Annotated in this window: 11 protein-coding genes; 4 read left to right on the top strand and 7 right to left on the bottom strand. The window is 34.5% G+C overall.

All coding sequences use genetic code 11. The features are described from left to right. Positions 1-85: 85 nt before the first annotated feature. Positions 86-505 (top strand): nucleoside-diphosphate kinase, encoded by a 420-nt coding sequence (gene ndk, locus OPR60_RS00400; RefSeq protein WP_065094769.1) that lies wholly within the window; start codon positions 86-88, stop codon positions 503-505. A 712-nt stretch (positions 506-1,217) separates the two neighbouring features. Here ndk and OPR60_RS00395 read toward each other — a convergent pair. Continuing rightward, positions 1,218-1,970, bottom strand: coding sequence for an IS5 family transposase (locus tag OPR60_RS00395; RefSeq protein ID WP_265039632.1), 753 nt, complete (start codon positions 1,968-1,970; stop codon positions 1,218-1,220). A 459-nt stretch (positions 1,971-2,429) separates the two neighbouring features. Between OPR60_RS00395 and recR the strand changes: the two genes are divergently transcribed. Beyond that, positions 2,430-3,029: a recombination mediator RecR gene (gene recR / locus OPR60_RS00390; protein WP_174525397.1), complete on the top strand. Its 600-nt coding sequence runs from the start codon at positions 2,430-2,432 to the stop codon at positions 3,027-3,029. A gap of 3 nt (positions 3,030-3,032) precedes the next feature. Beyond that, the gene (locus OPR60_RS00385; protein WP_065094767.1) at positions 3,033-4,253 is read left to right on the top strand and encodes a KAP family P-loop NTPase fold protein; all 1,221 of its coding nucleotides are present in this window, start codon (positions 3,033-3,035) and stop codon (positions 4,251-4,253) included. 45 nt (positions 4,254-4,298) lie between these two features. Here OPR60_RS00385 and OPR60_RS00380 read toward each other — a convergent pair whose 3' ends face one another. From OPR60_RS00380 to OPR60_RS00370, 3 genes are all read right to left on the bottom strand, one after another. Beyond that, on the bottom strand, positions 4,299-4,535 hold the full coding sequence (locus OPR60_RS00380; RefSeq protein ID WP_265039662.1) for a hypothetical protein: 237 nt from the start codon (positions 4,533-4,535) through the stop codon (positions 4,299-4,301). Positions 4,536-4,540: 5 nt separating this feature from the next. Beyond that, the gene (locus OPR60_RS00375; protein ID WP_265039661.1) at positions 4,541-5,197 is read right to left on the bottom strand and encodes a hypothetical protein; all 657 of its coding nucleotides are present in this window, start codon (positions 5,195-5,197) and stop codon (positions 4,541-4,543) included. A 79-nt stretch (positions 5,198-5,276) separates the two neighbouring features. Then, on the bottom strand, positions 5,277-6,623 hold the full coding sequence (locus tag OPR60_RS00370) for a pyruvate dehydrogenase complex dihydrolipoamide acetyltransferase (protein WP_265040300.1): 1,347 nt from the start codon (positions 6,621-6,623) through the stop codon (positions 5,277-5,279). Between the two features lie 73 nt (positions 6,624-6,696). On the opposite strand from OPR60_RS00370, the gene OPR60_RS00365 reads away from it, so the two are divergent. Next, positions 6,697-7,176, top strand: coding sequence for an SH3 domain-containing protein (locus OPR60_RS00365; protein WP_245610993.1), 480 nt, complete (start codon positions 6,697-6,699; stop codon positions 7,174-7,176). Here the strand turns inward: OPR60_RS00365 and OPR60_RS00360 are convergent. The 3 genes from OPR60_RS00360 to OPR60_RS00350 all read right to left on the bottom strand — a co-directional run bounded on the left by OPR60_RS00360 (position 7,173) and on the right by OPR60_RS00350 (position 12,924). After that, positions 7,173-7,658 carry a WBM0748 family T4SS-associated protein gene (locus OPR60_RS00360; protein WP_265039660.1) on the bottom strand — a complete coding sequence of 162 codons (486 nt, stop codon included), beginning with the start codon at positions 7,656-7,658 and terminating at the stop codon, positions 7,173-7,175. The two genes, OPR60_RS00365 and OPR60_RS00360, sit on opposite strands and share 4 nt — an antisense overlap. A 123-nt stretch (positions 7,659-7,781) precedes the next feature. Beyond that, complete coding sequence (locus tag OPR60_RS00355; RefSeq protein WP_265039659.1) at positions 7,782-10,610, bottom strand: hypothetical protein; 2,829 nt, start codon at positions 10,608-10,610, stop codon at positions 7,782-7,784. Further along, positions 10,570-12,924: a VirB4 family type IV secretion/conjugal transfer ATPase gene (locus tag OPR60_RS00350; RefSeq protein WP_065094771.1), complete on the bottom strand. Its 2,355-nt coding sequence runs from the start codon at positions 12,922-12,924 to the stop codon at positions 10,570-10,572. The genes OPR60_RS00355 and OPR60_RS00350 overlap by 41 nt, the downstream gene beginning before the upstream one ends. Between the last annotated feature and the right edge of the window lie 7 nt (positions 12,925-12,931).

Below are 12,931 nucleotides of genomic sequence, written 5' to 3'. Positions count from 1 at the left end.
ATTATAGATAAAAAATCACTTCTATGAAATTAAAATTTGTAATAAAATAAATCTATAAATGTACTATTCTATATAAGGAAATAATATGGCAATTGAGAAGACACTTTCAATCTTAAAACCTGATGCAGTAAAAAATAATATTACAGGCAAGATAAATTCATATATTGAAAGCTCTGGGCTGAAGATTATAGCACAAAAAATGATGTTACTGACAAAAAAACAAGCAGAGCTATTTTATGAAATTCATAAAGATAGACCTTTTTTTGGGGAGTTAGTGGAATTTATGACTTCTGGTCCTGTGATAGTTCAAGTTTTAGTTGGTGAAAATGCAGTAAGTAAATACAGACAAATCATGGGAGCTACCGATCCAAAGCAGGCAGATAAAGGCACAATCAGGGGTGATTTTGCTGATGATATTAGTGAAAATAGAGTACACGGTTCGGATAGTCTAGAAAACGCTCGTAAGGAAATAGCTTTCTTTTTTGCTGAATGTGAGTTGGTGTAGTCAACTCAGATTGGCGTCATCCAAGTAGCTGACAACATAGAAACGAAAAACCTACTTGACAAACTCCGCCAGCCCCCTTATCATAAGAATGAAGCTATTTATTTATCTTCTCTGTACAGATTAAATGACAAAAAAACTCACGTATCTGGCGTCTCATGTTTAATTTTTTGCACTATGTGCACCTTATGTCTTTAAAAATTCTACCCACATAAGCTGAAACGCGCTTATAAAGCGTTTAAAACATAAAAAAACGCCAACTTAAAAAATGGATAGTGAATAACTAGCTACCCTAGGGTTTCTTTTGCCTTTTTTTCTGTTTAGTAAATTTCTTAACGTTTATAATTTAGGTTAGTTGCATTTAAAAGCGGCTGAATCGCGGTTATTAAGCGTTTAGAATAAAAAAACGCCATACTTGAAAGTATAATGTAAGTAATTAGCCAACCACGGGGCTTCTTTTGCCTTTTTTTTCATTCGGTAAATTTCTTAATGTTTATAGCTAAACGACAACCGTCATCCTCGTCATCCCGCTACTTGTTAGCGGGATCTATGCTTTGAGATACCGCGGCGGTATGACGAGGGAGAACAGTTGCTACGTGTTAGCGGCTGAGATACCGTGAATAAATCACGGTATGACGGTTCGCGGTGGTATGACGGTTAAGTAATTCGTCATCCCGCTACTTGTTAGCGGGATCTAGGCTCTGTGGACAAAATTTTAGAGAAGCCATACAAGAGCTCCAACAAAATTGAGAAAACCAATAAAAACCTCAGCAGTTTTATCAAATCTGGAAAAAATGCGCCTAAAATTTTTAATTTTACCAAAAAAACACTCAATCAAATGACGTTCTTTGTAGATATGCTCATCGTAATACCTTTGCACTTTTCGATTCCGTTTTGGCGGAATAACTACTGTACATCCCTTGTCTTCAAGACTTGTAACAAAGGCATTGCTATCGTAGCCCTTGTCAGCTACTACAGTAGAGTTATAGATACTTTCGGTCAACACTTGTGCCTGCGTAATTTCATTTCTTTGACCAGGAGTCAGAGTAAATTTAAGTGGATTTCCAAGTGCATCGACAAGCGCATGTATTTTAGTTGTAAAGCCACCTTTGCTCCTCCCTAAAGCTTCTTGATCCTTGGAGTTTTTTGTATATCCAGATGAACATGGATGGGCTCGAATGATCGTACCGTCGATTATAGCAACTTCTAAATCAGGCTCTTGTTTAGTATATTCAAGCAATTTTTTCCAGACATCTCTTTCACACCATCTTTTAAATCGCTTATGTATACTCCTGTAATTACCATAAGTTTTTGGTAAAAGTCTCCATTGGCAACCACTTCGCACTATGTACCACACTGCCTCTATGAATATTCTTAAACGTTTTTCATCTTTGCTGTGCATTCCTTTTACGCTTTTTATGAACTCTAAAATTTGTTTCCAATTTTCCTCTTTGATGTAATATTGCATATGGTAGTTTCTCCATTTTTTACCTATTAGGCTAAACTACCATCTTTTTCTCTCTTTTCATATTTTTTGTCCACAGAGCCTAGAGATACCGCGAATGAATCGCGGTATGACGTAGGACTGCTGTCATTCCAGTCTGGAATCTAGTTCTTATTGTACATTTACTTGGTAGAGTTAAATTTCCTGGATCCAAGTAGTCGGCTACTCGGATGACAGGAGAAGGTACTGCCGTCATAAAGGAACCAGTGTCAGCTACTTGGATAATACCTTTTTTCTACTTAGTTTGGGTTATGTAAGAAGTCTATCATAATCAGGCTTTAAGTATGCGGAAGTAATTTTTTGCGTTAGAGTAAAAAATTTTTTCTATAGCTAATCAAAGTGGATCAAGAGAAACTTACCACTTTCTTTACAAAGGGTTTGATGTTACCATTTAACTACCTATTCTGAATTTATTGGATGAACATTAACATAAAAAATCTAGTTCATGCTTTCTCTAAATTGCCAAGCTTAGGGCCATCATCATCACGCAGGTTAGTTATACATTTACTCCAAAACAAAGAGAAAGTTATGCTACCACTTGCATCTTTGATTAAAGAGCTAGCAGATCTTATAATAGAGTGTGAAGTTTGCGGAAATCTAGATACTAAATCACCTTGTTCTATTTGTACTAACCCAAAACGTGACACTAAGTTACTGTGTGTAGTAGAAGAATTAGGTGATCTATGGGCGTTTGAAAAAGGAAGTATATATTCAGGTTTATACCATATTTTGGGTGGCAGATTGTCTGCGATAAATGGCATAGGTCCAAAAGAACTCAACCTTGATACTATTCTGAAAAGAGTGATGGAGTCTAAAATTGAAGAGATAATTATCGCAATTAATCCAACATTAGAGGGCCAAGTTACTGCACAATATATAACTCAATTGCTAAAAGACTTGAATGTGAAAATATCGCGCCTTGCTTGTGGCATACCAATGGGCGGAGAAATTGACTATCTTGATGAAGGAACGCTGAGGATAGCACTTACTTCAAGACAAGAATATGAGTTAAATATAAAATAAGACATGTGCTTAAAAAAACTTATATCGCTAATAACATTCAAAAAGAAAGAAATAGCGCCACCACTTAAAGTGGTGGCTTGGGAAAATGACCGTCTAAACTATAAGCAATTTTCAGGTAAATTTAACAATATAATTAAAACAATTGATCAGTCTTTTACAATAATATCTTTGGAAGGATATGATGGATGGGGCAAGACGTTTTTTTTGAAAGAATGGGTAAAAGAGTTAAAACAGCAAAATGAAATTGCAGCTTATTATAGTGCATGGGATATCAATGCATTGGACCAACCACTGCCTTCTTTTTTAAATTTCCTATTTGAAGATTTATTTGTATCGTATAAAGTAAAAAGAAGTGTTATACAACAGTTCAAGAACATAAACCAAGAGCTATTTTCTCTAAACACACTAGGAAAGCTGATCAGTAAATCTCCACTTGCTATGCTTTCAGTATTTCTTGATGCTGCAAAAGAGGCTGATAAAAAAGACATAGGTTTTGTCTTGAGTGAATTAAGTCTTCTCCAAAGAAGAAAAGAGAGTACTAGAGATTTTAAAACACAGTTAGCGGATGTGGTTAATAAAATCAGAAAAGACAAAAACATTTATATAATGGTGGATAATCTTGATGTGTGCCGTCCTAAATTTGTTGTCGATTTTTTGGAATCTATAAAGTATATGCTTGATGTGGAGGGGCTGGTTTTCATTATTCCTGTAAGTAAAGATAAGAGTAATGTACAAAGAGCAATCAGCACAATACTTGGACCAAATTTTGACCTAAAATCTTTTACTGGTCTCTCTTTACATTTACCAAAACAACCGATAGAAAAATTTACAAAAGAACTATTTGAAAATATTAAATTACCGAAAAAGTCAAAAAATTTGATTGTAGATAGTTTTATATTTTATGCAGAAAGCCTGTCACTATCGTTAAAAACAATAGAATACTGCGTAAAAAAAATAAAGCTGTGTCTTCTGAATCACACAAGAGAAGAATTACCTGATCCGAATTTGTTTTCATTTTTGGTAATACTGCAATCGATAAATATTGATATATATGAGGAATTAGGTTTTTCATATCAAAGAGCATTGGAAAAAATTGAAAATGAATATAAATCTTTAGTTCTAAATGGTCAAGAAGAATGGGAAAAACTTAAAACCTCTCTAGAAACTGCTTTTGCAGAGAGGGAGTCAAAAATTAACAAAGCTATAAAGGATATACTATTTTGAAAAGATACCCTACCTTTACATATACAAAGATAGGGTAACATTTGATTAACGCCCTTTTACTATGTCATTACCTTGTTCAAACTTTCTGATTAATTCGCTTACATTGACATTAGATAATTTTTTACCTGCAGATTTGTCATTATGTAAAGCATCAGGTTTACGAAGGTCTTCCTTACTGTTACTCCTAGTAATATTACATCTAACAATGTTTGAATTATTAGACTTATCGCTTACATCTGAAATATTGCTTTTTTCACTACATGAAGACGAATTACTCGACATATTGCCTAAGCTAAAGAGCTTTTTACCTTGATAGATTGGATTCCAATCAAGTGGATTATAAGTTTTTTGCTAGTCTCAACCTTTTGGTTATTTTGCTGTTTAGGAGAAAAACCAAGTTTTTCTCTTTCTTTCTTGCTTAGCGTTTTGAGAAATTTTACGGTTTCTAATTCATCAGTTGCTTGTACTTTATGTAAATCAAAGCTTTTTTGATGGTTATCCTGCTTAACATTTTCCATCATTTTATCTTTTATTGTTCTATCCTCATCATCAGAAGTGCTGCTACTAATATCACTGATACCACTATCCCCTGAATCACGGCGTTGTTTGTTAGGAGTGCTATGAATGTTGTCTTCCATGAGTTTTTGCATTGTTGGGCCAAATGTTCTTCCAAGATTGCTACTTACTGTTTTATTACTATCATTTGCTTGAGAATGAGGTGCATTTCGCTCAAAAATCGCTTTTATTCCAGCAAATTTAGCTTGGGAAGATTTTGGAGGAACAGGTGGATTAAGCTTTACTATTTTTTCTAACTCATTCTGCAACGATAACTTGGTCTCTGGTGCTCTTGGTGTTACCTGTGGGGCAACCATGCCTTTTGAGTTAATCTTTCCTTCATTTTTAGGAAAAATTTTTGGATTGTTTTTTTCTACTGTAGTATTCATTTTTTTACCTCTAAGCCTATTAACTAGTAGAATTATAAACTTAGAGGTATTAATTTTGTAATAACGATGCTAACAGGTTTCAAATAAGCATCGCCAGAGGATTCTCTATATAATGCTTAAAGGCGTTTAAAAATTTTGCTCCGAGTGCTCCATCAACCGTCCTATGGTCAACAGAGAGTATTACTGTCATTATTTCTGCTATCTCTATTTTCTCATTTATAACAATTGGTTGTTTTTTGGATGCACCAACTGCCATTATGCAAGACTGCGGTGGGTTGATTATAGCACTGAAGGCTTTTATACCAAACATCCCTAAGTTGGAGATAGTAAACCCTCCTCCTTGAAACTCTTCAGGTTTCAATTTTCCAGATCTTGCTCTGCTTACTAAATCTTTCACTTCTTTTGATATAGATAAAATACCCTTTTTATCAGCATTTTTTACTATAGGAGTAATTAGCCCATCTTCAAGTGCCACAGCAATTGAAATATCTACATTCGAGTATTTAAGTATTTTATTATCTATCCACGAAGAATTTATATCAGGAAATTTTTTCATGCTGAAAGCTGCAGCTTTTATGATTAGATCATTAATTGTTACTTTATTGTTTTCATCTGCTGAGTTAATCTCGTTTTTTAACGATATTAACTTATCAACCTGGCAGTCTACAGTTAAATAAAAATGTGGAACATTCTGTTTTGATTCAGTCAGGCGCTGTGCTATCACTTGGCGCATGTTGCTTACTTCAACTATGGTATCTTTCTCAGGACTTTCAGTATGTATACCACTGCCTAAAAACTCCAACACATCAGCCTTAATTATGCGACCATATGGTCCTATACCTTTTAATTGCTGCACATTAACCCCTTCATTTTGAGCTATTTTCTTAGCTAATGGGCTTATTTTTGTTCTACCTTCTGCATAACCCTCTGTCATCTGAGTAGCTGACACTGGGATCCATTCTTCTTTTCTAGATCCCAGTGTCAAGCACTGGGATGACATTGAGGGGTTGGATTCCAGCGTCACGCGCTGGAATGACACCGAAGAATAACTTATTGGCTTTCCGTTTAAATCTTGGTGTTCTGATTTTTGATTATCAACAGCACTTTTTGTCACTTCCTTTTTAACTGCACTATTGATGGAAGTTGAAGTATAGTTGTTAAGTGCACTTTCATCTTCTTCTTCTTCCAGCATTAAAGCTATTGGTTGATTTACAGGCACGCCACTTGTTCCTTCTGTTACTAAAATTTTTGCTAAAACTCCTTCATCTATAGATTCAAACTCCATTATGGCTTTATCAGTCTCTATCTCAGCAATTACATCGCCTACTTCAACTTTGTCTTGTTCTTTTTTATGCCACTTTACAATTTTTCCTCCAGTTTTGCTCATTGTCGGTGAAAGAGCAGGCATTAATATTTCTATAGGCATTGATTTTGCATTTAAAGATCTATTCAATTTTTAATTTACTCTTTATCTTATGTCAACCTAATCGTGAATTATGATGAATAAGTCTGTTACACTATCCCTCACGTTATCCCAGTGCGTGACACTGGGCAGTACTATTATCCTATTGTTTTTATTATTTAGCCCTAGCTTGTTTGCTAGCAACTTTGTTTCAACAAAATCAAATAAGATCAACATGAGAACGGGACCAGGATTTCACTATCCTGTAAAATGGATATACACTTGCAAAAATCTGCCCCTGAAAGTGATAGAAGAGTTTGGGAGTTGGAAAAAGGTCTGCGATATAGATGAAGACTGCGGATGGATAAAAGGCAATCTTCTTAGTGATAAGCGCTACGCGATTGTAAAAGAAGATACTTATGGATATCAAAAACAGAGTGTAGACAGCAAGATTACTATGAAAATAGACAAGTTTGTTGTGATGAAGATAGAAAAATGCAACGAAGAATGGTGCTTTCTTTCCACCCCAAAACGCAAAGCATGGGTACAAAAAAAACATATATATGGGGTTGATTAGGTTGACAAAAGATCTGAATTAACACTAGTTTCTGGGCCTTCTGTAGCATGCTCTTCAGATGAAGCAGAGGGTTCTTGAGGCTCTGGAGACTGTACAGGGCTATCACAGAAACTCCTTAACATCTCCTCAGCGGATGAATCTAAAATTTGTACAATAGACTTTTCACTCTGCTCTTTTAGCGATTGATCCATTCTAGAAATCAACTCAGAAAACTTGCTACCTGATTTTTCAGCTTCACTTTTTATTTTACTTTCTATGCTTGCAATATTACCTTGGTCAATTTCTTCTTTTGTTATGTTGAATGACTTTGCAACATCTTGATATCCAATCTTGCAATTTCCACAACCAATTATGCAAAAAGTAATAGAATCAGATATTTCGCTTGCAGCCCAATTATGTATAGTGTAAGCCAAATAATTGTCATGGTATTTAATGCTAAATTGTTGTTCTATTAACTCAGAAATTTTATTCTTTAGAGACATAAAGCACCCTCCTCTTACATTCGTTATACCTTTTTGTTAAGATACAGCAATTACACCATTTACTACATGCTTTACTTTAATTAATTATTAAAACAAGAGCATCATTTCCAGAGCTATATCTTTTTACCTTGATAATTCTTTTTTGATTTCCTCTTTAATTATCCCACTTATATTCACGTTAAGATCCCCTACCCAAAAATCAGTCATAGTTTCAAGATCGTATAGATCCTCTATTACTTTTTTAATAGCAGCATTTATTTCTTCTTCGTCAAATTCCTTTATAATAGGTCTAATCTTCACATACCCTGGAGAGCCTTTACCATAAATTCCTTTGCTTTTATTAATGCAGCCACCTGCACCAGATCTACTGCTTCTCAAACCACTTCCACACTCTACTGTTTCATACTTGATTTCACCATTTTCTATATATGCTATTTGATTGTCTTGTGTAGACTTCAGTTTATCTGCCTTTACAATTTTCTCCTCTAGCTTTAAATCTTGCTTATGAATTACTGTTTCCTCATAACCCTTACCACTGTATGTTCTATACTCACCTCCACCTGCAACAGTAATCAGTTGCTGGCAATGTTGCTTCTGCGAATTGCACATTTCTATGAAAACAGGTCCCCCGTCCTTATCTGAGAGGTTACTTTCCTGGTTACCCCCTCCCTCTGTGACTTGCACCTTAATTATAGGATAATTAGGATCGATTTTCAGTTTAGCTTTAATATAATCTCCTGGCATCCCTACTCTGCTTTCAGTAGAATGGCATTTTTGATTGTCACAGCCACTACCTTGTATATGACCTGCTTCACCACTTCCCCACGCTTCTATTATTTTAATACGATCAAATTTTATTGATAAGTCATCTGTATAAACATCTTTATTTTTATGATCATAGGATTTTTCATTATTTTTTTCAAGATCTGGTTTCTTATTTTTCAGCTGTTCCTTGATTATCTCTTTTAATTTTTCTTTTAATTTCTTTTTGAGACCTTCTAAATCGAACCTACACAATTTATCAGCGTAAAAGACCTCCGTTCTGTTTGCTTTTATTGGTGCTTCTGGTTGCGTGACAACGCCATTTGTATTTTGTGAAATCTTTGTATAAAAAGGTTGAGTGTTTTCTTTGTCTACATATCGTGTTGAACGGCTGCATGTTCCAGTAAAGCAGATACAACCATCATCACCTTGATTACATTTTTCTCTATGCTCTACATCCGTCAATTTGTACACTACTTTCAGTCCTTTACTAGATTTAAATGTATCGTCTATCTCATCATTTCTTTTTACACAGTAACTGCATTTCCCCTTTTCCTGTTTATTGTTGTCAGGGAAGAAAACATACCCTTGCTTATTAAATATTATTTTATCCAACTGATTTTGAGGTCTTTTCAAAAGGTCACCTATTTCCTTGCTTGGAAGATAATAGAACTGATTTGATTCCTTTGAATAAACAGAATTGTATTTAGTATATCTTGTTCCCATTAATTTTAGTGGTATTATTTTATTTTCTCTTTCAAGAACAAACTCCTCTGGTTCTGGCTGCCATCCAGAAAGACAAAGCATTTTACTGTTAGAATTTCCTTTATACTTTACTTCTATTTCTGGTTGTCCTAAGTTGTTCAATTTGCACTTATTCCCCTGAAACTCTTTACATTCCGTTTCAATATCAGGAACATAGCCATATTCTTTCAGAACTTTAAATTGTTGCGGATTACTTTCTAATATACCTTCTATAATATTATCAATATAACTTTTTTTGTTATTACTATCAGTCGTTTTTGCTACTATTGCTGGTTTTACCACTTTTAAAGATAGAGGACCAATATTTACAGGATGTTTGTGGTCGGTATTAACATTAAAAGTACATAAACCATCACTGTAGGTTCCACGTGCTTCATAAGTACAAGCGCTCTTGCTCATCTTCATTCTTATCTTTAACGTGTCACTCTGCTTTCCAGACGCGTTACTTTGTACTATTTCTACTACTTCAGGCTCTGGAGCAGGTGGTGCCGGGAAGCAGCGGATGAACTGTGGATTTTTTTCATCTATACTTTGAGTTCCAAGGTATTCAGCACAGAGCTTATCTTTTTCTCTATAAGTTTTGAAGTAGTACGTGATGCCATCTTTGTCTAAAATAGAGCACCACTCAGCTTTATTTTCTCCATACCCTTTAGGGAAATCTAATTCTTTTCCAATCTTTCCGTCTTCTTCTATTAGATCACCAGCTATTACCTTAACTTTAGGGTTGAAGTAATCATTATCTTTATCTGTTATAGGAACAATTCTAACTTGTGGAGGTGACATTGCAAGTTGCTCGCAAAATGGAGGGGGGCTAGGTGCAAGTGGCACGGGAGCACATTTTACTGCCGTTTGGTAGCAGGTATCACAGACTTTTTCCATCTCCCCAGGACGAAAAATATTCTCACCCGAAAATACTCTAGAACCCCATGAAGAAATTCCTGACATACAAGCCCCTTTTTGACTGCAAGCACATATTTTAGGAGAGTTAGCGAATCTTCTTTTTTCCTCATCAGTAACACCGTCTGCCCATTCCCATTTAAGACCCCGAGCAATTTCTCCTCCAGCTTTTGTTTTATCCCCTTCCCAATCAATAAAAGCTGCAGCAGAAACTCCAGCTCCTGTACCTTGCGTTCCATATATCTGGCGGCAGGATTCCCCACTTTGTAAGTCATAACAATAACTTTGTCCATCATAAGCACATACTCTAATTTTGGGATTAAAGTAACCATCAACTCCTTGATCTTTTATTGCTTGCACCTTAATTTCCTTTACCCAATCTCCACCAACTATTGCTTCCCACCAAGTATTACTTTCTACAAATGTTGGACAATCAGCATATCCTTGATACGAAAGACCAAGTATCAAAAAAAATATCAATAAGAAATTAAGCTTTACACTTCTCATAAAATACCGGTAACCACTCATTAACTTCTTCTCCTTTTTCTTTTATTGCCTCATACATATACTTTATAGTCTCTTTGTTAGCTGAAAGTACATGTATTTCTTGCATATCCTTCAAATCCAGATTTAAGGTTACTAATCCTTTGTACTGTTTTATCAAAAATAAACCTTCCTGTGTTGGCGTCTGCAGAATTATATTCAGCTCCTCTTTCGATAGAGAAAATGCCTTCATGTATAATCTATTTGCATTGACGTTCGGCATCAAGATTCTTGTATCAACATGTTTATCTAAATATTGAGTAAATTTGCTAGCAAATGCGAGATTTAAATTCTCAGTACTTAGGATTACTACAACATTTAGTTCCGTCATTCTTTGCATCCAGTTATCAAACTCTTTCTCTGTAGGAAAAATATTACTTATCTCCCATGCTTCATCCAAAACAAGTATTGCAGGCGAGCCATCACATTTTGCCTCAAAAGAATATAAAAAATAGTAAAGTATCACGGACATACATTCCTTTTTTTTTGTAAGGTTTGCGGTGTTGAGAGATATAATTTTTGTTTCCCAGTCAATATCTGATTCATCACCATCTTGAAATAAGTAAGCAAAGTCACCATCGTCACACCATCTACTTATCTTACCCCCAAGGAGCAAGAGCACCTCAGAAATTTGTGAAATAGAACGTGATTCCTTGGGTATAGCAAATATAGAATCCACAATTTTTCTTATCTTTTCTTCTACGTCCACCAAGCTCGTATCGGCTACCATTCTTCTGATCAGTTCAACCAACATATTGCGATTGGAAGCACTATCTTCAATGTTTAGTGGATTAAATTTTAGGCTTTTGTCCTTATATTTTGGATCGATTATGTAATATTTACCACTCACTGCTTTAGTAAAAATTATTGATTTTCCAGTGTTATCCAATATGACAATTCTTGGGTTAAACTTTCTTGATTCTGATAATAGAAAATTAATGAGTGAAGTTCTGCCTGAATTTGGAGCTCCGAGTATCGTAGTATGGCCATTATTTCTTTTTCCATGAAAATTAAAGAAGTAAGGATTTCCTTTTTTTGAGAAAAAAATCATTACCGCTTCTTTCCACCTTCTTCCTTTTAATGTACCTGACGTAAAATCGTGCAGCATAGCAAAGCTGCAAGCGTATTTTGTTAAGATATTTTTCGGTTGCGTAATAAAAGCAAAATTGCCTGGAAGTTGTGCCCAAAAATGACTTTCCATATGTAAATCAGTTCTAAACATCATGAAGCCAACTAATGACATTATAGAAGATAAATCACTAATACTTTCAGCTAACTTATTCCTATCATCTGCAAATATTGTAAAAATAATTTTCTGTTGGCAGAAGTCTATACTAGAGGTCTTTTCAAGCTCTATTATTTCTTCAATTCCTGAGCTTTTAAGTAAGGTATTATCCTCACTAATTTGCAGCATGTTGATTTGTTTTTTAAATTCTTTTATTGCTTTATTATTACTAGTAAATATCATTATTTCTGTAATGATAAATTCAGATTCAAGCTGCAAGCATCTATCTATATTACCTAAAGAGATTTCCCGGTATTCTTTTATGCTGAAAATAGAGCCAAATTTCTGTTGATTTTCAAATATTGTTTGAAACGTATTGAAACCAAAAGCTATTTTAAAATTTCTAATATATTGCGACAGGTCCCTTTCATGTATTGGATAATCTTTGTGCGTTAATGTAACAATATAGTGGAGAAATTCTATCATTTCAGAATATATTTTACCTTCACTAAACCTTAGACCCAGTTTTTTAGCTCCAAAAGGTTCTAAATCATTTTGAATTAAGTCAGTTATCTTTTGCAACTCCTGATGGCTTTCTTGTAAAGACAACTTATGCTTATTCTTTATTCTATTGAAAAAAAACGAATTATTAGTATGCTTGCCAAAATCGCTAAACAATATTACAATATATAGTTCATTTATATACTGTAATTTACTATCAGTTAGTTTATTAAACCACGTTGAATGTAGGTTGTCAGAGAAGTCTTCAGTTTTATTCCATTTCAAGCTCAGTTTATTGCGCTTTCTAACGGTATGAATCCAAACGGTAAAATACAGGCTATTAATATTTTTTGATATGCTTTTTCTAATTTCAGTTCTGAGGTCGCTGTAGTTATCAACAGAAGAATAATCTTCTAACTTGATTATTTTTAACAATTCTCCCTGTTTTGTTAGTATGGTTTCTTCATCGTAATGACAAGCATAAGGAACAAAATCTAAATCGATGCTTTCTAGTAATGCTAAGTTGTTCTTTTTTTCAAACTTAGAGTTAATCGCTGGTACTTTTAGCTGCATATGCGTA

The organism is Wolbachia endosymbiont (group A) of Trypoxylon clavicerum, assembly GCF_947251665.1.
Lineage (GTDB): Bacteria > Pseudomonadota > Alphaproteobacteria > Rickettsiales > Anaplasmataceae > Wolbachia > Wolbachia pipientis.
The sequence above is the reverse complement of the archived record's forward strand: the minus strand, read 5'-3'. Positions and strand labels throughout refer to the sequence as shown.

Excerpts from the sequence above, each read along its gene's own strand:
- ndk (WP_065094769.1), top strand. The coding sequence starts at position 86 with ATGGCAATTGAGAAGACACTTTCAATCTTAAAACCTGATGCAGTAAAA.
- OPR60_RS00395 (WP_265039632.1), bottom strand. The coding sequence starts at position 1,970 with ATGCAATATTACATCAAAGAGGAAAATTGGAAACAAATTTTAGAGTTC.
- OPR60_RS00385 (WP_065094767.1), top strand. The coding sequence starts at position 3,033 with ATGTGCTTAAAAAAACTTATATCGCTAATAACATTCAAAAAGAAAGAA.
- OPR60_RS00380 (WP_265039662.1), bottom strand. The coding sequence starts at position 4,535 with ATGTCGAGTAATTCGTCTTCATGTAGTGAAAAAAGCAATATTTCAGAT.
- OPR60_RS00375 (WP_265039661.1), bottom strand. The coding sequence starts at position 5,197 with ATGAATACTACAGTAGAAAAAAACAATCCAAAAATTTTTCCTAAAAAT.
- OPR60_RS00370 (WP_265040300.1), bottom strand. The coding sequence starts at position 6,623 with ATGCCTATAGAAATATTAATGCCTGCTCTTTCACCGACAATGAGCAAA.
- OPR60_RS00365 (WP_245610993.1), top strand. The coding sequence starts at position 6,697 with ATGAATAAGTCTGTTACACTATCCCTCACGTTATCCCAGTGCGTGACA.
- OPR60_RS00360 (WP_265039660.1), bottom strand. The coding sequence starts at position 7,658 with ATGTCTCTAAAGAATAAAATTTCTGAGTTAATAGAACAACAATTTAGC.
- OPR60_RS00355 (WP_265039659.1), bottom strand. The coding sequence starts at position 10,610 with ATGAGTGGTTACCGGTATTTTATGAGAAGTGTAAAGCTTAATTTCTTA.
- OPR60_RS00350 (WP_065094771.1), bottom strand. The coding sequence starts at position 12,924 with ATGCAGCTAAAAGTACCAGCGATTAACTCTAAGTTTGAAAAAAAGAAC.